The following is a 22,830-nucleotide window of genomic DNA, read 5'->3' as shown; positions in this document are numbered from 1 at the left end:
ATTCAGGCTTGGGTGGTTCGCAAGCAGGACTCGTGGCAGTTTACTGTAAGCTGCGTGTCGTCCTGAACCGCTCTTGGTGAAAAAGGATAGAGCAGGGCATCGTTCTACGCCTTGTTGGCCCGCTCCCGGAAGAGCTGGCACTTACATTTTTTTGGATTTCGAGTCAGATCCCTGCGTTTCCACTCTCTATAATTTTGAGTGTAAATCGGTTTGACTTGAATCTTTTCTAGGCATATCATTTCAACACGAATTAATCGTGCTGAATTATTTTGTTTGGCTAATTAAATGACCACAGATCAACACTACGATTTACGAATTTTGCGGGCTTTGCGCCAGATCACGCGCTCGATTGCCCTGCATTCCAGGCAGTTGTCGGCGTACAGCAATATCACCGCGCCCCAGTTGATCTGCCTGCGCACCATTATCGAAAAAGGCCCGCTGACGGCCACGGCTATCAGCCGCGAGATGCATGTCAGCCCCAGCACCGTCGTCGGTATTCTGGATCGCCTGGAAGATAAAAAACTGGTGCTGCGTGAGCGTGGCCGTGAAGACCGGCGCATTGTATTTGTCAGCGCGACCCCTGAAGGGGTGACGCTGGCACGCGATACCCCGTCCCCTTTGCAAAAGAAGCTGTCGGACGCTTTGAAAGAACTGCCCGAGCTGGAACAGGCCACCATGACCTTGTCCCTGGAGCGTATTGTTCGTCTGCTTGATGCTGACCCGGATGTTGTGCTGGAGGCCGACGATACGGCCTCGCCTATTCTTGAGGTCCCGGAAGGGGATGTACCCCCCGAATCCGGGTTGGTGGTTTGACGGATCGACCTAGTCCGGGCAGCTTGGCAGTCAATGTGACGACTGCCCAGTCTGCCCCCAGTAAACCGGCGCTGGTACTGCGTGCGCCCTTGTTGCGCGATGCAGCGGCCATCCATCAGTTGATTGCCGATTGCCCGCCGCTGGATCTGAATTCTGAATATCTCTATTTGCTGCTCAGCGAGCACTTCGCCCAAACCTGCGTCGTGGCGCAGAACGGGGAACAAATAGACGGTTTCATCTCTGCCTACTTTCTCCCCGACCGTCCTGATGTGCTCTTTGTATGGCAAGTCGCCGTGCATGAGCGCGCCCGTGGGCGGCGTCTGGGGCAGGCCATGCTGGAGCATTTGAAGCAACGCTTGCGTGGTCGTTCCTTACGCTATCTGGAAACAACGGTCAGCCCCGGCAATCGGGCCTCGCGAGGCCTGTTTGCGGCCATGGCCCGGCATTGGGCTGCGCCCATGCAGGAACAGGAATTTTTCGATACCGCCTTGTTCGCCGATCAGGCGCACGAGGCAGAACCTCTATTACGAATCGGCCCCTTGGACTCTGGATAAGGGGACTTTACGCAAAAGAACGGTAGAGCCGGTCTGGTTCGCTGATTGTTGTTTGTCGGCTCAAGACACGCCGTTCTATAACCAGGAGAGGAAATATGACTGATTTAAAAATATTCGACCGGATGGAGTCTGAAGTAAGGGGCTACGTCCGGTCCTTTCCGGTCATTTTCAACAAAGCCCGAGGCTCGGTCTTGGAGGACGAGTCAGGCAGGCAATACATCGATTTTTTCAGTGGGGCCGGTACGCTCAACTACGGGCATAACAACCCCCATCTGAAAGAAAAGCTGATTGACTACCTGAACACCGACGGCTTGGTACACGGTTTGGATATGGCCACCAGTGCCAAGAAATACTTTCTTGAAACGGTGGACAAAGTTTTGCTCAAACCGCGCGGGTGGGACTACCGCCTGCAGTTTACGGGGCCTACGGGCACCAATGCCGTGGAAGCGGCGTTGAAATTGGCACGCCAGGTCAAGGGCCGCCAGAATGTGATTTCCTTTACGCATGGTTTCCACGGCGTCAGCACGGGTTCCCTGGCAGTGACGGCGAACTCCAAGTTTCGTAGTGCAGCGGGTGTGGCCCTGGGTAATACCTCGTTCATGCCTTATGACGGCTACTTGGGACCGGACGTCAACACGATGGCTTATCTGGAGCGCTTGCTGGAAGATCCCAGCAGTGGCCTGGACCATCCTGCCGCGGTCATCGTGGAAACTGTGCAAGGTGAAGGAGGCGTGAACGTCGCTACACAGCGCTGGCTGCGTGAACTGCAACGGCTGTGCCGCGAGCACGACATGCTGCTGATCATCGATGACATTCAGGTGGGTTGCGGACGTACTGGCCGCTTCTTCAGCTTTGAACAAGCGGGTATCAGCCCCGACATCATCACTCTGTCCAAATCCCTGTCCGGTTTTGGTTTGCCCATGTCTTTGGTCTTGCTGCGTCCTGAACTGGATGTGTGGAAGCCCAGCGCCCATAACGGCACCTTCCGTGGCAATAACCTGGCCTTTGTGACGGCGGCTCAAGCGCTGGAAAGTTACTGGGCGGACGAGCAATTTGAAAATGAAATTCTGGCTAAAGAGCGCCAAGTGCGTGACTGGCTGGAAAACCTGGTGCACAGCTACCCCGACCGTGGTTTGAGCGTACGTGGTCGCGGCCTGATTCAAGGCCTGGTGACGCCACCCGGAGCCGGTCTGGCCAATGAAATTGCCGCTCAGTCCTTCAAGCAAGGTCTGGTGATTGAAACCTCGGGCGCCCACGATGAAGTTCTGAAGTTGTTGCCTGCCCTGACGATCAGCAATGAAGAGCTGACTCAAGGCCTGGACATTATTGAACGCAGCGTGGCCCAGTGCCTGTCCAAGCGCGGTAGCCAGGCCAAGATTCTGAAGATTGGAGGAGCACGCTAATGTTGGTGAAAAACGTACAAGATGTGATTGGAACCCGCGACGAGGTGCGTACAGACACCTGGGTCAGCCGCCGTGTTTTGCTCAAGAAAGATGGCATGGGTTTTTCCTTTCACGAAACCGTTATTTTTCCTGGCACCGAGACGCATATCCACTACCAGAATCACCTGGAAGCGGTGTGGTGCATTGAGGGTGATGGCGAAATCGAAACCGTTGCCGACGGCAAGAAATACGATTTGGGTCCAGGCGTGGTTTACGCGCTGGATCAGCACGATGAACACTATCTGCGCGGTGGCAAAGAGCCGCTGCGGGTGATCTGCGTGTTCAATCCGCCCCTGACCGGCCAGGAAGTTCACGATGAGAAAGGGGTTTACCCAGCCATCGTGGAAGACTAAGGAAGGAGAGCATCATGACAGTGACCATGAGCGATCTGTACACATCCCGTACAGAACGAACGGCGGCCATCGTCAGCCGCCAGGAGCCGGTGGTGTACCCGGACCCGGTAGGTAGCCAGCCCCTGAACAAGGCCCAGTTGCGTGAATACGAGAGCAATGGTTTTTTGTTGCTGCCTGACTTGTTCAATGCGCAGGAAGTACAGGCTTTGTTGGGCAATGTGGAAGCCATGAGTGCCGACCCCGGCATTTTGTCGCGGGAAGAAGCCGTGGTGGAAAAGGGGAGCCAGGCTGTGCGTTCGATCTTTCGAGTGCATGAGCTAAGCGAGCTGATTGCCCGCCTGGTACGCGATCCGCGTGTGCTGGATGTGGCCCGTCAGATTCTGGGCTCGGATGTCTATGTGCACCAGTCTCGTGCCAACCTGAAACCGGGCTTTACCGGCAAGGAGTTCTACTGGCACTCGGACTTTGAGACCTGGCATATCGAAGACGGCATGCCGCAGATGCGGGCGTTAAGCTGCTCGGTGCTGCTGACTGACAATAATGTGTGCAACGGCCCCTTGATGCTGGTGCCGGGCTCGCACCGTCAGTTCATCTCGTGCACAGGTCAAACACCGGACGATCATTACAAGGAATCCTTGCGCAAGCAGGAGTATGGCGTGCCCGATCCGATCAGCCTGCGTTTGCTGGTGGATCAGGGCGGTATAGAAGCCATTACCGCCAAGGCCGGTTCGGTGATCTTTTTTGACTGCAATACCTTGCACGGCTCGGCCAGCAATATCTCGCCTTGGCCACGAGCCAATGTGTTCACGGTCTATAACAGCGTGGAAAACAGTGTGGGTGATCCCAAACAGGGACTGACGCCACGTCCTGCGCATGTGGCCACTCGGGGGCAGTTCTCTGCCTTGACGCCCTTGAATGGACCGCTGCTGGAGTCCTGAGCAAGAAGGTCTGTGCCTTGGGTGCAGACTTGGCCGGATAAGACGCTCCCTGGATTTATTTCCAGGGGGCGTTTTTTGTTGCGGGGGCCTTCGAGCAAGTGGATGAGCCGGTTATGGGTGGGAGTCGAGCCGTTTCTTAATCCAGTTGCAGGGATTGCGTCAGATAGTCGATAAAGGCGCGAAGTTTTGGGGCAAGGTGTCTGTTGGAGGGCCAGAGTATTTGCAAGGTCGTGATGTCGTGATTGAACTCGTCCAGCACAGGAATCAAGGTGCCGCTTTTTAGTTGCTGTTGAATCGCGATACTGGGGATGCAGGCAATGCCTAAACCGGACTCAACAAAGCAGAGCAAAGGCTCAAGTGTATTGGTGACCATAGAGCCTGGCAGTTCAAGCAGGGTGTCAATGTCGGTATCCCCCAAGGGCCAGGCGTCTGTTTTGCCACTGCTGGGGTAGCGATAGTGCAGGCAACGGTGTTGGCGCAAGTCCTCAGGCTTTTTGGGGATACCCCGTGCTTGCAGGTAGGCAGGGGTGGCGACAATCGTCCGGCGGTAGGTCCCCAGCTTGCGGGCGCTCAAGCTCGAGTCCTTGAGTTCACCTGTGCGGATGACTGCATCAAAGCCTTCATTGATGATATCGACCAGACGGTCGGTACAGTCAATATCAAATTCGATATCTGGATAGCGATGATTGAACTCGACAAACTGCGGCATGAATAACAAACCTACGGAGGGGAGGCTGATACGCAGTTTGCCACGAGGGGCGCGCTGGGACAGGGCAAGCTCATCTTGCGCTTGCTCCAGTTCGCACAAGATGCGTTTGCAGCGCTCCAGAAACAGACTGCCTTCCGGGGTTAGTGTGACCGTCCGTGTGGAACGGTGGAGCAAGCGTGTTTCCAGCCGATCTTCCAGCCGCGCAATCGCCTTGCTGATGGCGGATGCCGAGATGCCCAGTTGCCGTGCAGTCGAAGTAAAACTGCGCGATTCAGCGACCCGTACAAAAATATCCAATGATCCCAGGTTCTCCACACGCTTCCTTTATTAATGACTCTTGAGTCATAAGTATTTTTAAATATAGTCTATTTTTCTTTAATGAATAAGGTCGCATCATGACGCTGTTGTGCGTGGGCACGTCTTGAAGTTTGTGAACGTAAGGACCTTGTTTGATGAATCAGATTTATTCCCCCCTTGCCACTACTGAGCGGAAGCGATTGCCTTTGGGAGGGCTACTTGTTCTGGCAATGGCTGCCTTTATTACCTTGTTAACGGAGATCATGCCAGCCGGGCTGCTTGCTGCGATTGCAGAGGGTTTGGTGGTGTCCGAGAGCCTGGCCGGGCAATTTATTACAGCCTATGCGGTCGGAGCGCTCTGTGCGGCGATTCCGGTGACTGCCCTGACCCAAGGCATGCGTCGTCGGCCTTTGCTCTTGTCTGCCATCTTCGGCTTTGCCGTGGTGAACTTATTGACGGCACTCTCTACTGATTATCTGTTGTCCATGGTTGCGCGCTTCTTTGCTGGGGTTTTTGGCGGGATTGTCTGGTCTTTGCTGGCCGGTTATGCGATTCGCATGTCGCCGACGCATCTGAGTGGGCGGGCCATTGCCATTTCAGGAGCGGGTGCGACGGCCGCTCTGGTGCTGGGTGTGCCATTGGGTGCCTTGTTGGGGCGCTATATAGCTTGGCAGGGAGCCTTTGCCTTGATGAGTGGCCTGGCGCTGTTATTAATTGTGTGCGGGCGGGTGATTTTGCCTGATTTCGCAGGCAGACATTCAGAGCAACGCCAGCCCCTGACGCGTGTTTTTCTGAAAAGTGGAATTCGTGCCGTGTTGTTTGTGGTTTTTAGCTTTGTGGTCGCCCATAACGTGCTTTACATCTATGTGGAGCCTTTTTTACAGCGGTCGGGTTTGGAGGATCAGGTCGATCTTGTTCTGTTCATCTTCGGCCTGGGTTCAATCTTGAGCCTGTGGCTTGTAGGGGCGATCGTTGATCGGCGTTTGCAGTGGCTGGCGGTAGCCAGCATTTTGACTTTTGCCTTTGCTGCTTTGGTTCTTGGTGTGTGGGGGGATGTGGTGTCGATCGTGTTTGTCTCGGTATTGATCTGGGGTTTGGCCGTAGGCGGTTTTGCCACCATTACTCAAACTGCTTTGTCCCGCTTTGCAGGGGATTCAGCCGATGTGGCGCAGTCCATGTATACAACGGTCTGGAATACGGGGGTCGCCGCAGGTGGTGCACTGGGCGGGCTCTTGTTGAATCAATTGGGATCCGAGTCTTTTGCTTGGGTGGCGATCAGTATTCTGATGACTTCGCTGTTGGGCACGGTCTTTTTTATGAATCGGGCTTTGCGTTGCCAACTTTGTCGGGCCTGAGGCAGTTGTGAGTCGCTTTAGCAACACCTTTCCATTTATACCCGGATAATATTGACTGATTTATATTACCCGGGTAAAAATAGAGACTTCTTAATCGAAGCATTGGTTTTGCTATGAAAACGACTTACCCCAATACCTACACCAGCTTTATGGGTCACCGCCGTATCGCGTCCGGCCCCATGCTGGCCAATGTGCTGGCCGTGAAAAAAGTTCTGGAGAGCCGGGTTAACGATCCCGTGTTGATCTTTGACGATGTGACGGGCCGCTTTGTGGATGTGAATACCCAAGGGACGGACGAGGAGCTGGCGCAACGCTATGCGGCAGTGGATGTGTCTGAAGCTGAGGTCGAGCAGACCGAAGAGGAGGCCCCACGAGGCCGTGGTCGCCCCAAGCTGGGCGTGGTTCCCCGTGAAGTGACCTTGTTGCCACGCCATTGGGACTGGCTGGCGACTCAAGCCGGTGGTGCCTCGGTTGCGCTACGCAAACTGGTTGAGGAAGCGCGTCGTGCCAGCGCGGCTAAAGATCAGCGCCGTCAGGCGCAGGAGCGGGCCTATAACTTCATGACCGCAATTGGTGGTGATTTGCCCGGTTTTGAAGAAGCCATGCGGGCCTTGTTTGCTGATGAGCTTGAGCGTTTCAACGCCCTGCTGGCTGCCTGGCCGGAGGATGTGCGGGAGCATGCGATCAAGCTGGCGCAATCCCCTGTATTTTCTTTGGCCGAGTAAGTTTTGAGGGCGTGGAAGGGCTGAGCTTCCAAGGGACAGGCGATAAAAAAACGGGCTATTAATAGCCCGTTTTTTATCGCCGGAATGAGGTGTTGAAATAGTCTTCAACCAAGAGGCATGGTGAATGACTAGGCCGCCTGAATGAAGTTGCTTAAAAAAGCCTGTGTCCGTGCTTCCTGTGGATTGCAGAACACTTGTTCTGGTGGGCCGGATTCCACGATCACGCCTTTATCAAAGAAGCAGACGCGATCTGACACTTCCTTGGCAAACTGCATTTCGTGGGTCACCAGCAGAATCGTCAGATCCTGTTCCTGACTCAGCTTTTGAATCACGCCCAGCACTTCGCCCACCAGCTCCGGGTCTAGAGCCGAGGTGGGCTCGTCAAATAGCAGAATGTTCGGTTCCATGGCCAGGGCCCGTGCAATACCTACACGCTGTTGTTGTCCGCCGGAGAGCTGGCTGGGGAATTTGTCCGCATGGTCGATCAGGCCCACCAGATCCAGATATTTGGTGGCCCGCTCGCGTGCCTGCTCTTTGGACAGACCCAGCACATGGGTCGGCGCTTCCGTCACGTTACGCATCACCGTCATGTGCGGGAACAGATTGAACTGCTGGAACACCATACCCATTTCTTTGCGCATTTCGCGCAAATGGTTCTGGCTGGCGGGCACCAGTTTGTCGTCGACCCGTTCGTGCCATAAAGGCTTGCCAGCTACCGTGATGAGGCCTTCGTCGATTGTCTCCAACGTCATCAAAATACGTAGCACGGTGGATTTACCAGAACCAGAAGGGCCGATGATGGTGACTTTCTCACCCGGTTCCACCTGAAAGTTCAAGGCGTCCAGGACGGTGACATCACCAAACTTCTTGGTGACATTGTCAAATTGAATGATGGGGCTTGTTGTGTCAGTCATCGCAGGGGGATTCCTTGCTTGGGCAAACGCCGGTCCAGCGTTCGTACCCCAGCCGAAGCCAGGAGGGTCAGCAGCAGATACAGGCCGCCCACCATGGACAGGGGAATGATGTAGTTAAAAGTACGGTCACCAATAATCTTGGCCACGTTCAGGACTTCCAGCACCGACACCACAGAGAGCACGGGCACGTCTTTCATGATGGAGACCAGGTAATTGCCCATCGCGGGAATGATGCGCGGGATAGCCTGGGGCAGGGTGATGACCATAAAGGTGCGCAGCGGGGAAATATCCAGCGCGCGGGCCGCCTCCGTCTGGCCGTGGGTGACCGATTCCAGACCAGCCCGATAGACCTCGGACAGATAGGCGCTGTACTGCACACCCAGCGCCAGTGCGCCGGTCAGGAAGGCGGGCAGCACAATGCCGTAGTCCGGCAGCACGTAGTACAGGAAAAACAATTGCACCAGTAAGGGCGTGTCGCGCAGGAATTCGGTCAGCACATAGGCGGGCCAGGAAATCAGGCGCAGACGCACGCTTTTCAGGCCTGCCAGAATCAGCCCTAAAACGGCAGCAACACCAAAGCCCAGCACCGCGGCCTGGATGGTGACCCATAAACCTTTAAGCAAAATAGGCAGGATAGACAGCGCAAATGCTCCGTTGCTGCTGGTGTCCCATTCAATACCAAACAGCATGTTCAGCTCCTTTGCGCGCGCCAGCGGCCGGTTGCGCGTTCCAGCAATTTCATCAGGACCGTCAGCACCAGTGCCATGCCAAAGTACATCAGCAAGAGCAGGGTGTAGATGGTGGTGCTGTCCTGGGTGAAGTTGCGTATTTGTTCGGCTCTAAAGCTCAAATCTCCCAGGCTGATCAAAGACACCAGGGCCGTATCTTTCAGGTTCTGCACGGCCAGATTTCCGAAGCTGGGCATCATCTCCGGGATGGCCTGGGGCAGACTGATGCGCCATAAGGTTTGGCGCTCGGTAAAGTCCAGGGCCTTGGCGGCTTCCAGTTGGGAATGCGGCACAGCCTGAATGGCGCCGCGCACCACCTCGGCACCGTAGGCACCGATATTCAGGCCCAAGGCCAGCGTGCCCGCCACGACCGGGTCCAGGCGCCAGTCCAGGCCCATGGACTCGCCCAGAATCGGCAGGGCGAAGTACAGCCAGAAGAGCTGCACCAATAAAGAGGTGCCACGAAAAACTTCGATGACTGTAATGGACAGCGAACGCAGGGCTAAAGAGTGAGACAGCCTGCCTATGCCCAGAGCAAAGGAGGCGATGGCACCCACGACTGTAGAGTAAAACGTGAGCTGTATCGTGACCCAGGCCCCTTCCATCAGGGCCGAGCTGTAACTTAACCAATCCATATCAGGTTCCAGACAAGGGCAGGGCGGGGCACATCGGTGCTGCGTGCTTGGCCCTTGTCCGGGGCCGCGCAGGCCGCTGCGGCCGCCTTACCCGCAGGTGAAGGATCAGGCTTTACACAGCTGTTCCGTGGATTTCTCAAACGAGTGCGTGGCGTCTTCTTCGGTAAAGCCGTGTTTGTTCAGGATGGCTTTCCACTCATCGGTTTTCTTGAATTCGGCCAGTTCTTTATTGACGGCATCGCGCAGGTCTTCGGATTCCTTGGCAAAGGTAAAGCCGCCCCAGCTACGGACCGCTTGGCCGTTGATGATGGGGTCCTTGAACTCGGCAGCCAGTTCTACCTTGCCACCGCTCTTGGAGGCCAGGTCGCTGGCTGTCTGGCCGGTGGCCGCGTAGGCATCAGCCCGGCCAGTGGCTACCGTGGAAATGGCATCCGCATTATTCGAGATGGTGATCATGCGATTGTCCGGCACCCCCAGGGCTTGCATCATTTCCAGTTGATCGGCACCGGCCATGATGGCGATCTTGTGATCGGTCTTGGCGAAGTCTTCATAGGAATGAATGTTCTTGGGGTTGCCCTTGGCGACCAGCAGGCCTTCACCGTAAGAGCTGTTCGGTTCCGAGAACAGCACGGTATTGCAGCGCTGGGGCAGGATCGCCATCTCGGCGGCCACCATATCAAAGCGCTTGGCTTGCAGGCCGGGGATCAGCGAACCGAAGTTGGCAGTTTCCCATTTGATCTCTTTGATACCCAGACGCTCCATGATGGCCTGGGCCACTTCGGGGCCAGCGCCTTGGGCTTTGCCGGACATGTCCATGTATCCGTACGGAATTTCATTAGCAACGGCGACGCGAATGACGCCGCGCTCTTTGACTTGCTCCAGCGTGACAGCTTGTACGCTGGATGCGGCGGCCATCGTACCCAGCAGGGCAAAGGCCAACGCGCAGAGGGGCTTGGATTGTAGTTTCATCATTAGTCCTTTTTTCGCCTATACCATTTCGTTATGAATGATTTGTTTTACGAAAGATTTGCAGGGAAATCATAGCGTATAAAATCATTCGTGCTCAAATTAAATGTATAGAAACTATCGGACGTAAGGACTGATTAGCCTTTCTATATATGGAAAGCAGCAGGTCTTAGGGAAAATGCGTGGTGTCCTGAGTACGCGTTTTTACTATGCTCCCAAGGATTAAAGAGCGCTTGCCCCCCAAAAAGCGCCTGGCTTATGCCTACCCCGGATCGATTCATGAATGAGTTTGGCGCGCCTTCTGGTGCGCCGACAACCTTTTGGAAAGCACGCGAAAGCGGGCTTTCGACCCCTGCCGGTTCGGGAAAGACACAGCACCAACAGGCTGTGTTTTTCCTGCAAAGACTGCCACCCCACGCGGTGTCAGACCCTTTGTGCCGGCAGTTGGCGGCTTCTTCAGATCAGAAGTGCAGCCAGAAGAAAAAGTTGGTGACAGGCTTACTTAATGCAAAATCGTGGAGGCTCTATGAGCAGAGAAGAGGGCGGTTTTATAAAGCAGCATTTGATTTGGGTGTTGGTTGCAGTGCTGGGGGCGTTTGCCCTGGGGACGGTGGCACTGAGCAGGGGGGAGAGTATCAATGCGCTGTGGATCGTGGTTGCCGCAGTCTGCGTTTATCTGATTGCGTACCGGTACTACAGCCGTTTTATTGCTCGTAAGGTCTTTGAGCTGGACGCGACCCGCATGACGCCTGCCTGGCGTCATAACGATGGTCTGGATTACGTTCCTACTAATAAGCATGTGCTCTTCGGGCACCACTTTGCCGCGATTGCAGGGGCCGGGCCTTTGGTGGGGCCAGTCCTGGCTGCGCAAATGGGCTACTTGCCCGGCATGCTCTGGATTCTGGCCGGGGTGGTGTTTGCGGGGGCGGTGCAGGACTTCACGGTTCTGTTCATCTCCATGCGCCGCGACGGTCGTTCGCTGGGGGATCTGATCAAATCCGAGCTGGGCACCGTGCCCGGTGTGATCGCCTTGTTTGGTGCCTTCATGATCATGGTCATTATTCTGGCCGTGCTGGCGCTGATTGTGGTCAAAGCCCTGATCAACTCGCCCTGGGGCACCTTTACGGTGGCCGCCACGATTCCGCTGGCGATTTTCATGGGGATTTATCTGCGCTTTTTGCGGCCGGGCCGTATTGGCGAGGTCTCGGTCATTGGTCTGGTCTTTTTGCTGGCCGCCATTGTGTACGGCCAGGACGTGGCTGCGCATCCCGTCTGGGGGCCTTTCTTCACGCTGGATGGCGAGGAGCTGACCTGGGCACTGATTATTTACGGCTTTATTGCCGCTGTGCTGCCCGTGTGGCTGCTGCTGGCACCGCGTGATTACCTGTCCACCTTCCTGAAAATCGGCACCATTGTGGGTCTGGCGATCGGGATTGTGATTGTGGCGCCGGAGCTGAAAATGCCCGCCACCACCAAGTTCATTGATGGCACGGGCCCAGTGTGGTCGGGTAGCCTGTTCCCCTTCCTCTTCATCACCATTGCTTGCGGTGCCGTGTCTGGCTTTCACGCTTTGATTTCCTCGGGCACCACGCCCAAGATGATCGAAAACGAAACCCAGGCCCGCTATATCGGCTACGGCGGCATGTTGATGGAATCCTTTGTGGCCATCATGGCTTTGGTTGCCGCTTGCGTGATCGAGCCCGGTATTTATTACGCCATGAATAGCCCGGCGGCCCTGATTGGCACCACGCCGGAACAAGCGGCTCAGGTTGTCTCTAGCTGGGGCTTTCTGATCACCCCGGCGGATCTGACCCAGATGGCCAGCGACGTAGGTGAAAACAGCATTATTTCCCGTGCCGGTGGCGCTCCCACCCTGGCAGTGGGCATGGCGTTCATCTTGCACAACGTCATCGGCGGGCCTGCGATGATGAGCTTCTGGTATCACTTCGCCATTCTGTTTGAAGCCCTGTTCATTCTGACGGCAGTGGACGCCGGTACACGTGCAGGCCGCTTCATGCTGCAAGACTTGATGGGCACCTTTGTGCCGGGCTTGCGGCGTACGGAGTCCCTGGTTGCCAACCTGATTGCTACCTCTTTATGTGTGGCGGCGTGGGGCTATTTCCTGTATCAGGGCGTGGTTGATCCGCTGGGTGGCATCAATACCTTGTGGCCCTTGTTTGGTATTGCCAACCAGATGCTGGCGGCGGTAGCGCTGGTGCTGGGTACGGTGGTGCTCTTCAAGATGAAGAAAGATCGCTATGCATGGGTGACGGTGGTCCCCACTATCTGGCTGCTGATTTGCACGCTGTTTGCAGGCTTCCAGAAGATGTTCCACCCTGACCCCAAGATTGGCTTTTTGGCACACGCCAAGGTGTATCAGAAAGGGCTGGCGGAACAAACCGTCATGGCACCGGCCAAGTCGCTGGAGCAGATGCAGCAGGTTATTTTTAACGATTACGTGAACTCGACCTTGTGCGGTTTGTTCATTTTCGTGGTCTTGAGCATGGTGTTCTTTGGCATACGTTGCGTGCTGAAAGCGCGTCGCAGCACGGTGCCGCATTCTGCCGAGACTCCGTACGAGCCTTTACCGGCTCAGGCAGCAGCAGGAGTTTGATATGAAAGGATTATTGACAGGAGCCATCTCGCGCAGTGCCCAGGCAGGGCGGGGTACCGGGCGTTATCTGGCCACAACCTTGCGCCTGATGGTGGGCGTGCCTGACTACGAAACGTATCTGACGCATATGCGGGTGAATCACCCCGATCAGAAGCCGATGGAGTACGCCGAATTTTTCCGTGAGCGACAGCAAGCTCGTTATGGTGGGAAAGGACGTATAGCGTGCTGCTAAATTAGGCGGCTAAGGGCCAGAACCCAGTGTTCTGGCCCTTTTGCGTTTGAGCAGGGCAGCCTGTCATCAGGTTTGTATGTAGATGTAAAAATAAGACAAACCAGCCATCGAAACGATTTATCGTGGTTTTTCGGGATAACACGAAACAAAAGGGCCAATAAAAATAGCTAAACGAAATAATAGTTTCGTTTAGTGATAATTTTTAAGGGCTTATTGGTATAAATATTCTGTCTTCCTGCGTTTTTGTGGATGAATCTTGCGAGTTTTGTTGGCGGCGCGTCAGGAACTGTGTTAGGATTTTTCTCATGACTTTCGCAACCCCTGTCTTCTACTTTTATTTTTATGCTTTTCCAATGCCGCTGGTGGAGGAAAGGACGGGTTGCACCAAACATAAGTAAGACCTAAATCCTGAAATAAGCCGCCAGCATCGTCCGGGCGGCTTTTTTTTCGTTTGCCCCCGAACCTGGCAAACCAACTGGAGTTCAATCGTGTCGCACAATACTGATGATTTACGGATTCGTGAAATTAAGGAGCTGTCTCCCCCATCCCACGTGATGCGCGAGTTCCCGTGCACTTCTGCTGTCTCGACCACGGTTCACAAGGCACGCCGCAGCATTCACAAAATCCTTCACGAACAGGATGATCGTCTGGTGGTCGTGGTGGGCCCTTGTTCCATTCACGATACCGAAGCCGCTCTGGATTACGCCCGCCGCCTGACGGTAGAGCGCAAGCGCTTTGCGCCCGAGCTGGAAATCGTGATGCGTGTGTACTTCGAAAAGCCTCGTACGACGGTGGGTTGGAAAGGCCTGATCAACGATCCGTTCATGGATGGCAGCTTCAACATCAATCAGGGTTTGCGCACCGCCCGCGAATTGCTGCTGGCCGTGAACCAACTGGATTTGCCCGCTGGTTGCGAGTTCCTGGACATGATCACGCCTCAGTACATTGCGGATCTGGTTTCCTGGGGCGCGATTGGTGCCCGTACGACGGAAAGTCAGGTTCACCGTGAATTGTCCTCGGGATTGTCCTGCCCCGTGGGCTTCAAGAACGGTACAGACGGCAATATTCGCATTGCCCTGGACGCGATCAAAGCCGCTTCCCAGCCGCACCATTTCCTGTCGGTCACCAAAGGCGGTCACTCTGCCATTGTGTCTACCGTGGGTAATAACGACTGTCACGTGATTCTGCGTGGCGGCAAGACTCCCAATTACGACGCTGAAAACGTGGAAGCCACCAGCCAGGCCATGATCAAGGCCGGTATGGTTCCCCGCGTGATGGTCGATGCCAGCCATGCCAACAGCAATAAAGACTACCGTCGTCAGCCCGAAGTACTGGCTGATGTGTCCGGCCAGATTGCGGGTGGCGATATGCGCATTTGCGGTGTGATGGTGGAAAGCCATCTGGTGGGCGGTCGTCAGGACGTGGTGGAAGGCAAGCCCTTGACCTACGGCCAAAGCATTACCGACGGTTGCATCGATTGGGATGACACCATCCTTGTGCTGGAAAAATTGGCTGAGGCCGTGCGTCAGCGTCGCAAGACACGAGTCGCTCTTGAAGAGGGGGCACTTAGCCACTCATAATAGGGTTTTGCCTTTTTGGAATGTTCATGAATGCACCCGGTCATGCCGAATTAGCGCGGCGCCCTTTACCTGAAGGTTTTATCGAAGCCTTGCAGGCTCAGTTTCAAGAGCGTTGCTCGCTTTCTCACGCCGTGCGTGAACACCATGGACGGGATGAGTCGCCGTATCCACCCATGCTGCCTGATGTGGTTGTTTTTGCTCGCAGCACGGAAGAAGTAGCCTGGGTGGCTCGTCATTGCCATGAACATCATGTGCCTCTGATTCCTTATGGGGCCGGTTCCTCGCTGGAAGGGCATTTCCTGGCTATTCAAGGCGGTGTCAGCCTGGATCTGTCCGGTATGGACGAGATCGTGGTGATCAATGCCGAAGATTTCACCGCAACGGTGCAAGCGGGCGTGACACGTACCGCCTTGAATGAACACATCCGTGACACTGGCTTGTTCTTCCCCATCGATCCCGGTGCGGATGCCAGCCTGGGCGGTATGGCGGCAACCCGTGCATCGGGCACCAACGCCGTGCGTTATGGCACCATGCGTGAAAACGTCCTGACCTTGACGGTCGTGACGGCCGATGGCCGCGTTATCAATACGGCTAACCGCGCCAAGAAATCCTCGGCCGGTTACGACCTGACTCGCTTGTTCATCGGTAGCGAAGGCACACTGGGCATCATCACGGAAGTGACGGTGCGTCTGTACCCGCAACCGGAAGCCATCTCGGCAGCAATCTGTAATTTCTCCGATCTGCGCTCTGCCGTGCAAAGCGTGATCGAAGTGATCCAGATGGGCATCCCCATTGCGCGTGTCGAGTTCATGGACACGGCGGCGGTGCGTGCAACCAATGCCTACAGCAAACTGACCCTGAAAGAATCGCCTCTGTTGCTGTTTGAATTCCACGGCAGCCCCAGCGGTGTGCAGGAACAGGCTCAGGTCGTTCAGGAAATCACGCGAGACAATGGCGGCATGGATTTCGAGTGGGCTGATAAAGCCGAAGACCGTTCCCGCCTGTGGACCGCTCGACACAATGCCTACTTTGCCGGTCTGCAATTGCGTCCCGGTTGCCGCTCCAGTACCACCGACGTGTGTGTGCCTATCTCCGCTCTGGCGGAGTGTGTGGCTGAAACAGCGGCCGATATGGACCAGGCGCCGTTCCCGTACACCATCGTGGGTCACGTGGGCGATGGCAACTTCCACGTTCTGATGCTGCTGGATGCTGACAGCCAGGAAGAGTGGGACGAGTCCGAGCGTCTGAACCATCGTCTGGTGGAGCGTGCCATTGCCATGCAAGGCACCTGCACGGGCGAGCACGGTGTGGGCTTGCACAAGATGGAGTTCATGCTGGCCGAGCACGGTCAGGATGCGCTGGATGTGATGAGTAGCATCAAGCAGGCGCTGGATCCTCATAACATCATGAACCCAGGGAAAATGTTGCCTCCACGTCCTCAGGACTGATCGCACTTGAGTCACACTTGAGTCGTTCTGAAAGCCCGGACCGCGTGTCCGGGCTTTTTATTTGTGTGTTCTGGGCAGCACAGTTTTCCATAAACCCCAGCCGTGGGCGGTGTCTGCCTGTACATGCGTCAGGGCAGGCGTACAATGCCTTTTTTAGTTAGTCAGGTGCGCGCTGGGCGATACAGCCCGGTATCAGCAGCACCGCTCATCATCATTGCAATGACTATTTCCACCAAAAAAGGTCGCGTCGTTATCGGTATGTCCGGCGGCGTGGACTCCTCCGTTTCAGCCTGGTTGCTTAAAGAGCAGGGCTATGAGGTTGTCGGCCTGTTCATGAAGAACTGGGAAGACGACGACGATTCCGAATTCTGCTCCTCACGCCAGGATTGGCTGGATGCGGCCAGTGTGGCCGATCTGGTAGGCGTTGAGATTGAAGCAGTCAACTTCGCGGCAGAATATAAAGATCGCGTGTTTGCGGAGTTCTTGCGGGAATACTCGGCTGGCCGTACGCCGAATCCGGATGTTCTGTGCAATGCGGAAATCAAGTTCAAGGCCTTTCTGGATCACGCCATGACCTTGGGCGCTGACTGGATTGCGACCGGCCATTACGCTCGCGTGCGTGGCGTACCGATGGCGGGTGGCGGAACGGACTTTCAGTTGCTGAAAGGCTTGGATGCGTCCAAAGACCAAAGCTATTTTCTGCACCGCCTGAATCAGGCGCAGTTGTCGCGCACCTTGTTTCCTTTGGGCGAGATCAACAAGCAGGAAGTGCGCCGTATTGCCGAAGAACTGAAGCTGCCCAATGCCGCTAAAAAAGACTCGACCGGCATTTGCTTTATTGGCGAGCGGCCTTTCCGCGAATTTTTGAATCGCTACCTGCCCACTCAACCCGGCCCCATCAAAACGCCGGAAGGGCAGGTGCTGGGTCAGCACGTAGGCCTGGCGTTCCATACCTATGGTCAACGCAAGGGCTTGGGCATTGGCGGTGTGAAAGGCAAGCAGCGCGAGGATGGCACGGCTGACGCCTGGTATGCCGCCCGTAAAGATCTGGCTACGAACACCTTGTATGTGGTGCAAGGGCACGATCACCCCTGGTTGCTGCAGTCTGAGCTGAAAGCGGAGCAAACCAGTTGGGTAGCGGGTCATCCGCCTGCATTGGGCCCCATTCATGCCAAGACTCGGTATCGTCAGGCCGATGCGGCCTGCACCATCTTGGCTGCAGAGGGCGAGAGCTTGTCCGTGCATTTTGACCAGCCTCAGTGGGCCGTAACACCGGGCCAATCTGTCGTTCTGTATGACGGTGACCGCTGCCTGGGCGGCGGCATTATTCAATAAGAGGCGGCGATGGACCCCATTCTTGTCATCAGTTTGTTGGTGCTGGGCGCAGGCATCGGCTTGGCCGCGGGTTTGTTAGGGATTGGTGGCGGGATGATTCTTGTGCCTTTCCTGACCTTTTTGCTGCCTTTGTTTGGCGTGCCGCAGGAACTGGCCGTCCATGCGTCCATTGCCACTGCCATGGCGACGATCTTGTTCACCTCTCTGTCCAGTGTGCGGGCTCACCATAAACATGGGGCCATCCGCTGGGATGTGGTCAAAGTCATGGTGCCAGGTCTGATCGTGGGCGGGCTGGTGTCAGGTGGTGCCATTTTTGCCATGATCAACAGCACGGCGCTGGCCATTGTGTTCGGTGTTTTTGTGCTGTATTCGGCCTCCAAAATGGCGCGCAAGTCGGCACCTGTGCAAGGCCGATCACTGCCGGCTCCCTTCTGGATTGCCGCGATGGGCGCCTTGATTGGATTTGTCTCCGGTTTGCTGGGCGCGGGCGGGGCTTTCTTGTCCGTCCCCTTCATGTTGCGCGGCAACGTACCGGTGCGTCAGGCTGTGGCCACCTCCGCGGCCTTGGGGTTTTTCATCGCCCTGGCTAATAGTCTGGGCTATATCTGGTCGGGTCAGGCCAGCTTCGGCAGCCATCCGGGCATGATCGGCTTTATCTACTGGCCCGCTTTGTTGATTGTGTCGGCCACCAGTATTTGTACCGCTCCCTTGGGGGCGAGCCTGGCTCACAAGATCGACCAGGCGACGCTCAAACGCATCTTTGCCGGCATGCTGACCGTGCTGGCGATTTACATGATTACGCAGGCCATCACTCAGGCTTGATGTGTTCAGGCTGGGCTTTGTTAAAGACAGAGCCCAGCCCATCCAGCTCGGTTTCCTCTAGCGAGTTGAAAACTCCTCCTTCTGTCCATTGAATCGCCGCCAAGAGCGCGGCGATTGCCTGTTCGCTGGAAGTTAGCGTGCTGCCATAGGCGTGAAACTCATGCGTCATGTCTGGCCACACATCCAGGCGTACGGCGGCCCCCTGGGTTTTAGCCTCTTGGGCAAAATCGCGAATCATGTCGACCAGAATTTCTTTGCCTCCGGCCTGAATATAGAGAGGTGCCAGTTGGCGCAGGTCCTGGGCAATAGGGGAGAGCTGGGCATCACTCCAGTTTCCGTTTCCTTTCAACCATTGGCCATATTGCAGTGTCTGATAGCCCTGCACCATGTCGTAGCGATCATATCCAAACTGGCTGGCTCCTCGTCGGCCTATGTCCGTCCAGGGGCTAAGTGCCAGGGCCAGAGAGGGTTGGGGGAGCCCGGCTTGCCGCAGGCTGACTAGCGTCATCAGTACCAGATGTCCGCCCGCCGAATCACCGGCCAGGATAATGTCTTCAGGCAGGGTGCCGCGCTCCAGCAGATATCGATAGGCGTCTAGTGCATCATCCTGTTGCGCCGGGTGCGCATGTTCTGGAGTCAGGCGGTAGTCGGGAGCGAAGATGGAAATCTGAAGCTGGTGAGCGAGCAGGGCGATGAACTGGCGTGAGACGGTCGGGTAAAACGCATAGCCACCACCATGAAAGTACAGCATGGTTTTGGAACGGGTGGATCTGCGTGGAATGAACCAGTGCCCGCGTGGCTCCTGGGCCGTATTAGCCTGGATTTGGACGGGCAGATTGGGCTCGGCAATGGTATAGAGGCTATCAAAGTAGGCTCTGCCCTCTGACATGCTTGGCAGGCTAAAAGCGTGGTTGAACTGCTTGCGATAGAACAGCGTGGCGATTTCAAAGGGGATAGACCAGCCGGGCACCAGCGGTCTGGCGATTGCTCGTCTGGCCAATACATCCACGGTGGTGGCCCAGAGTGTCAGGGCACTGCGGCAACGATGGGACCAGAATCCTTGAAGTACAGTTTTGGGCATAAGTTTGTTTAGCTGAAGTAGGATAAGAGGGCTTTCAGTGTGGCCTGCCCAGCGTGGGCCGGATAGAACGGAAACGACCTCCTATGACCACTTTGCCTTCTGCTCGTCTGCATCACCCAACCCGACTGACGGCGACCGGTATCCACCTGGGCGTGGAACGCGACACTCGTGGTTTGGACCTGCGGCCGGAGCAGCGTCTGAACGTCTATCCGGCCTCGCCCCTGGTCGTTTTATCGTGGATTTTTCATGGGCAACTGCATCGTGTTCAGATGCCTGCTGAAGGTGGCACCCCGGTGCTGTCCGAGGCGCTTGCCGGAATGCTGTTTACGGGGCCTTCACGCAGGCCTTCCATGAGCTGGTCACCCGGGCCCGTTCATGCGATTTCGATTGGGATCTATCCCGATGCCTTCAAGCGCTTGTTTGGTCTTCAGGCTAGCGATTTTATTGATCTTGTCCTTCCCATGGAGCAGGTACTGCCGGTGTCTGCCTGCCAGATTCTGGGGCAGATACCGCCGGGAGAGGAGGGCTTGTTTGATCAGCTTGAGGCTGCCATTGATCAATGCGCCCAGGGTGCCGTAGCGACCAGAGGGACGCTGACACTCAATCATTGGTTGACGGGGCTGATGGTGAAAATGGCCGCGACGCGCACGGGAACTGGCCTGCGCCAGGTGCAAAGACAGTTCAAGCGTTGGGCAGGGCAAAGCCAGCGTGAGTTGCAACGGTATGTGCGGGCAGAGCGTGCCTTTGCCCTGGTACAGCAGCAGGAAAATCCGGTCTGGTCAGAAGTGGCTTTGCAGGCGGGTTATAGCGACCAGTCTCATTTCGGCAGAGAGGTCAAACGTGTTTCGGGCTTTTCACCTGCCCAGTTCGCCCAGCGCATGAAAACCGATGAGGCCTTCTGGATGTACCGTTTGCTGGGCGAATTCTGAGTCAGCAGACATAAAAAAACCCATTCAAAAGAATGGGCCCTGGCTTGCTTGAGCAGCCCTTACTGAATAGGCGGTAAGGTGCTTGCAAACGAGGGGCGCGCTTGGAGTTTCTCGTCCAGGCGTTGCAGATTGCCGTACTGCGAGCGCCAGTCCAGTTCAGGAAAGCGCAGGTCCAGATAACCCAGTGCGCAGCCAACAGCAATGTCAGCCAGGCTAAAGCTGGTGCCCATGCAAAAGGACTGGTCACCCAAGGTATTGTTCATCGATTGCAGGGCAGCGGTGATCTTGCTGTTTTGGCGGTCGATCCAGGCGGGCAGGCGTAGCTCTTCGGGGCGGCGTTTTTCCACCACGATGGCGACGCAGGCATCCAGCAAGCCATCGGCAATGGCTTCCCAGCATTTGACCGCAGCGCGATCGCGTCCGGCTTGGGGAATCAGGCGGCCGACGGGCGAGAGGGTATCCAGATACTCGACGATCACGCGGGAGTCAAACAAGTTTGCCTGATCATCCATAATCAGACAGGGGACTTTGCCCAGTGGATTGTGTTTCAGAATATCGCTGTCATCGGCCCACACATCCTCCAGAATCAGCTCGTAATCGAGCTTTTTTTCCGCCATGACAACACGCACTTTGCGCGCGTATGGGCTGGTGAGGGAAGCTAGAAGTTTCATAAAAAGCTATCAAAAGTTGCAGGCTCAAAAAGTATAGCAGGAACCTATGGGCGAACGCCCCGTGGGTCGGGCCTGACCCCGTCGCTGGAAACAATGTCGGAAAACTGTGGTTTATTCGTCAAAGCCTCGAACAGCCGTCGCATTCTGACCCCATGCTGAACACGCGGCATACGGGTGTCAGCACGCAATGTTAGAATGCGGGCTGACTTTATTCCCCCTCTTCTTTTCTGTAGAACGATGCACATAGCCGATACCCTGAGCACTCTGAATGCCTTGTCGCCATTGGACGGGCGTTATGGCAGTCGTACCGCCCCCTTGCGTGGCCTGTTGTCCGAAGCCGCATTTATGTGGCATCGCGTGGAGGTCGAAGTGGCCTGGCTGATCGGCCTGTCCGATGCGGGTCTGCCCGAACTGCCTACCTTCTCTGCCGAAGCCCGCGAGGTGCTCAAGAGCCTGGTGCAGAACTTCTCGGAAGACGATGCGGCCCGCATCAAAGCCATCGAACGCACCACCAACCACGACGTCAAAGCCGTGGAGTACTGGTTGAAAGAAAAAGTGGCTGATCACGCCGAGCTGTCCGCCGCCGCGGAGTTCATTCACTTTGCTTGCACATCCGAAGACATCAACAATACCTCACACGCCTTGATGCTGACACGTGCTCGTGAACAGGTCATCTTGCCGCAGTTGCAGGAAGTGTGTGATGCCATCAAGGCACAGGCCCGCTTGCACGCCGAGCAGCCTTTGCTCTCGCGCACCCATGGCCAGCCTGCTAGCCCCAGCACCGTGGGTAAAGAGTTCGCCAACGTGGCCGCTCGTTTGCAAAACGCCATTACGGCGATTGCTGCCGTTCAGCCTTTGGCTAAATTGAACGGTGCCACCGGTAATTACAACGCACACTTTTCGGCTTACCCCGAAATTGACTGGCCCGCATTCAGCAAGAATGTGCTGGGCGGCCTGGGTCTGACTCAAAACGTCTACACCATTCAGATCGAACCCCACGACTGGATGGCGGCCCTGTTTGACGCGATTGCTCGCGCCAACACCATCCTGCTGGACTTCAACCGTGACGTCTGGGGTTACATCTCCCTGGGTTACTTCAAACAGCGGCTGAAAGAAGGCGAGATCGGTTCGTCCACCATGCCGCACAAGGTCAACCCGATTGACTTTGAAAACTCGGAAGGCAATCTGGGCCTGGCCAACGCCATGCTTCGTCACCTGTCCGAGAAGCTGCCTATTTCGCGCTGGCAGCGTGACCTGACCGACTCCACCGTGCTGCGTAACCTGGGCGTGGCCCTGGGTTACAGCGTAGTGGCTTACGATGCTTGCCTGCGCGGTCTGGGCAAACTGGAATTGAATGCGGCGGCGGTCGATGCAGACATCGATGCTTGCTGGGAAATTCTGGCTGAACCCGTTCAAACGGTCATGCGTCGTTACGGTTTGCCCCAGCCTTACGAGCAACTCAAAGCTCTGACACGTGGCCGTGGTATTACTCAGGATGCCTTGCGCGAGTTTATTGGTGGTCTGGAACTGCCAGCCGACGCTAAAAGCTATTTGCTTGAGCTAACTCCACGCAGCTATCTGGGTGTGGCGGTAAAGTTGGCTCAGGCTATTTAAATCCAAACGGCTGTGTCTTTGCATAAGGCACAGCCGGATCGGGTTTTTTGAGCCAGTGCTTTATGAAGTGTTTTA

The 22,830-nt window shown here is 55.9% G+C and carries 22 protein-coding genes; 15 read left to right on the top strand and 7 right to left on the bottom strand.

Features of this window, described 5'->3' with window-relative positions; genetic code table 11:
* The first annotated feature begins 285 nt into the window (after window positions 1–285).
* The 5 genes from OSH09_RS06385 (at window position 286) to thpD (ending at window position 4,100) form a co-directional block, all read left to right on the top strand.
* Window positions 286–813: a MarR family winged helix-turn-helix transcriptional regulator gene (locus OSH09_RS06385; RefSeq protein WP_153230579.1), complete on the top strand. Its 528-nt coding sequence runs from the start codon at window positions 286–288 to the stop codon at window positions 811–813.
* A 23-nt stretch (window positions 814–836) separates the two neighbouring features.
* Entirely contained in the window at window positions 837–1,367 is a 531-nt protein-coding gene (gene ectA, locus OSH09_RS06380; RefSeq protein WP_376912138.1) for a diaminobutyrate acetyltransferase, read from the top strand.
* Window positions 1,368–1,462: 95 nt separating this feature from the next.
* Complete coding sequence (gene ectB / locus OSH09_RS06375) at window positions 1,463–2,770, top strand: diaminobutyrate--2-oxoglutarate transaminase (RefSeq protein WP_207875289.1); 1,308 nt, start codon at window positions 1,463–1,465, stop codon at window positions 2,768–2,770.
* Window positions 2,770–3,162 carry an ectoine synthase gene (locus tag OSH09_RS06370; protein ID WP_009456191.1) on the top strand — a complete coding sequence of 131 codons (393 nt, stop codon included), beginning with the start codon at window positions 2,770–2,772 and terminating at the stop codon, window positions 3,160–3,162. The genes ectB and OSH09_RS06370 overlap by 1 nt, the downstream gene beginning before the upstream one ends.
* 14 nt (window positions 3,163–3,176) lie before the next feature.
* Complete coding sequence (gene thpD, locus OSH09_RS06365; protein ID WP_207875288.1) at window positions 3,177–4,100, top strand: ectoine hydroxylase; 924 nt, start codon at window positions 3,177–3,179, stop codon at window positions 4,098–4,100.
* A 136-nt stretch (window positions 4,101–4,236) separates the two neighbouring features.
* On the opposite strand, the gene OSH09_RS06360 is transcribed toward thpD, so the two are convergent.
* On the bottom strand, window positions 4,237–5,124 hold the full coding sequence (locus OSH09_RS06360) for a LysR family transcriptional regulator (protein WP_266120471.1): 888 nt from the start codon (window positions 5,122–5,124) through the stop codon (window positions 4,237–4,239).
* Between the two features lie 137 nt (window positions 5,125–5,261).
* Here OSH09_RS06360 and OSH09_RS06355 point away from each other — a divergent pair, with 137 nt between their 5' ends.
* Complete coding sequence (locus OSH09_RS06355; protein ID WP_266120470.1) at window positions 5,262–6,461, top strand: MFS transporter; 1,200 nt, start codon at window positions 5,262–5,264, stop codon at window positions 6,459–6,461.
* 113 nt (window positions 6,462–6,574) lie between these two features.
* Window positions 6,575–7,186 carry a DUF2239 family protein gene (locus OSH09_RS06350; RefSeq protein WP_266120469.1) on the top strand — a complete coding sequence of 204 codons (612 nt, stop codon included), beginning with the start codon at window positions 6,575–6,577 and terminating at the stop codon, window positions 7,184–7,186.
* A 128-nt stretch (window positions 7,187–7,314) separates the two neighbouring features.
* Here the strand turns inward: OSH09_RS06350 and ehuA are convergent, their stop codons facing one another.
* The 4 genes from ehuA to ehuB form a co-directional block, all read right to left on the bottom strand.
* The gene (gene ehuA, locus OSH09_RS06345; RefSeq protein WP_243430293.1) at window positions 7,315–8,100 is read right to left on the bottom strand and encodes an ectoine/hydroxyectoine ABC transporter ATP-binding protein EhuA; all 786 of its coding nucleotides are present in this window, start codon (window positions 8,098–8,100) and stop codon (window positions 7,315–7,317) included.
* Window positions 8,097–8,789, bottom strand: coding sequence for an ectoine/hydroxyectoine ABC transporter permease subunit EhuD (gene ehuD, locus OSH09_RS06340; RefSeq protein ID WP_207875286.1), 693 nt, complete (start codon window positions 8,787–8,789; stop codon window positions 8,097–8,099). The genes ehuA and ehuD overlap by 4 nt, the downstream gene beginning before the upstream one ends.
* A 2-nt stretch (window positions 8,790–8,791) precedes the next feature.
* A complete protein-coding gene (gene ehuC / locus OSH09_RS06335; protein ID WP_207875285.1) occupies window positions 8,792–9,463 on the bottom strand; it encodes an ectoine/hydroxyectoine ABC transporter permease subunit EhuC in 672 nt (223 codons plus the stop codon).
* Between the two features lie 105 nt (window positions 9,464–9,568).
* A complete protein-coding gene (gene ehuB / locus OSH09_RS06330) occupies window positions 9,569–10,432 on the bottom strand; it encodes an ectoine/hydroxyectoine ABC transporter substrate-binding protein EhuB (RefSeq protein ID WP_266120468.1) in 864 nt (287 codons plus the stop codon).
* A gap of 523 nt (window positions 10,433–10,955) precedes the next feature.
* Between ehuB and OSH09_RS06325 the strand changes: the two genes are divergently transcribed.
* From OSH09_RS06325 to OSH09_RS06300, 6 genes are all read left to right on the top strand, one after another.
* Window positions 10,956–13,043, top strand: coding sequence for a carbon starvation CstA family protein (locus OSH09_RS06325; protein ID WP_207875283.1), 2,088 nt, complete (start codon window positions 10,956–10,958; stop codon window positions 13,041–13,043).
* Window position 13,044: 1 nt separating this feature from the next.
* Entirely contained in the window at window positions 13,045–13,275 is a 231-nt protein-coding gene (locus tag OSH09_RS06320) for a YbdD/YjiX family protein (RefSeq protein WP_153230571.1), read from the top strand.
* 485 nt (window positions 13,276–13,760) lie between these two features.
* On the top strand, window positions 13,761–14,855 hold the full coding sequence (gene aroG, locus OSH09_RS06315) for a 3-deoxy-7-phosphoheptulonate synthase AroG (protein WP_279382253.1): 1,095 nt from the start codon (window positions 13,761–13,763) through the stop codon (window positions 14,853–14,855).
* 26 nt (window positions 14,856–14,881) lie between these two features.
* A complete protein-coding gene (locus tag OSH09_RS06310; RefSeq protein WP_207875281.1) occupies window positions 14,882–16,303 on the top strand; it encodes an FAD-binding oxidoreductase in 1,422 nt (473 codons plus the stop codon).
* Window positions 16,304–16,522: 219 nt separating this feature from the next.
* Entirely contained in the window at window positions 16,523–17,638 is a 1,116-nt protein-coding gene (gene mnmA / locus OSH09_RS06305; RefSeq protein ID WP_266120467.1) for a tRNA 2-thiouridine(34) synthase MnmA, read from the top strand.
* Between the two features lie 9 nt (window positions 17,639–17,647).
* Window positions 17,648–18,460 carry a sulfite exporter TauE/SafE family protein gene (locus tag OSH09_RS06300; RefSeq protein WP_207875279.1) on the top strand — a complete coding sequence of 271 codons (813 nt, stop codon included), beginning with the start codon at window positions 17,648–17,650 and terminating at the stop codon, window positions 18,458–18,460.
* On the opposite strand, the gene OSH09_RS06295 is transcribed toward OSH09_RS06300, so the two are convergent.
* On the bottom strand, window positions 18,447–19,541 hold the full coding sequence (locus OSH09_RS06295; RefSeq protein ID WP_266120466.1) for an alpha/beta hydrolase: 1,095 nt from the start codon (window positions 19,539–19,541) through the stop codon (window positions 18,447–18,449). The genes OSH09_RS06300 and OSH09_RS06295 overlap by 14 nt on opposite strands.
* Window positions 19,542–19,624: 83 nt before the next feature.
* Between OSH09_RS06295 and OSH09_RS06290 the strand changes: the two genes are divergently transcribed.
* Window positions 19,625–20,470, top strand: coding sequence for a helix-turn-helix domain-containing protein (locus tag OSH09_RS06290; protein ID WP_266120465.1), 846 nt, complete (start codon window positions 19,625–19,627; stop codon window positions 20,468–20,470).
* A 59-nt stretch (window positions 20,471–20,529) separates the two neighbouring features.
* Here the strand turns inward: OSH09_RS06290 and OSH09_RS06285 are convergent, their stop codons facing one another.
* Window positions 20,530–21,141, bottom strand: a complete 612-nt coding sequence (locus OSH09_RS06285) for a glutathione S-transferase family protein (RefSeq protein ID WP_207875276.1) — start codon at window positions 21,139–21,141, stop codon at window positions 20,530–20,532.
* Window positions 21,142–21,378: 237 nt separating this feature from the next.
* Here OSH09_RS06285 and purB point away from each other — a divergent pair, with 237 nt between their 5' ends.
* Window positions 21,379–22,755: an adenylosuccinate lyase gene (purB, locus tag OSH09_RS06280; RefSeq protein ID WP_207875275.1), complete on the top strand. Its 1,377-nt coding sequence runs from the start codon at window positions 21,379–21,381 to the stop codon at window positions 22,753–22,755.
* Window positions 22,756–22,830: the final 75 nt, after the last annotated feature.

This window comes from Alcaligenes parafaecalis, assembly GCF_026344135.1.
GTDB lineage: Bacteria > Pseudomonadota > Gammaproteobacteria > Burkholderiales > Burkholderiaceae_B > Alcaligenes > Alcaligenes parafaecalis.
Note: the sequence above shows the minus strand (reverse complement) of the source record. Positions and strands in the feature narration are given on the sequence as shown.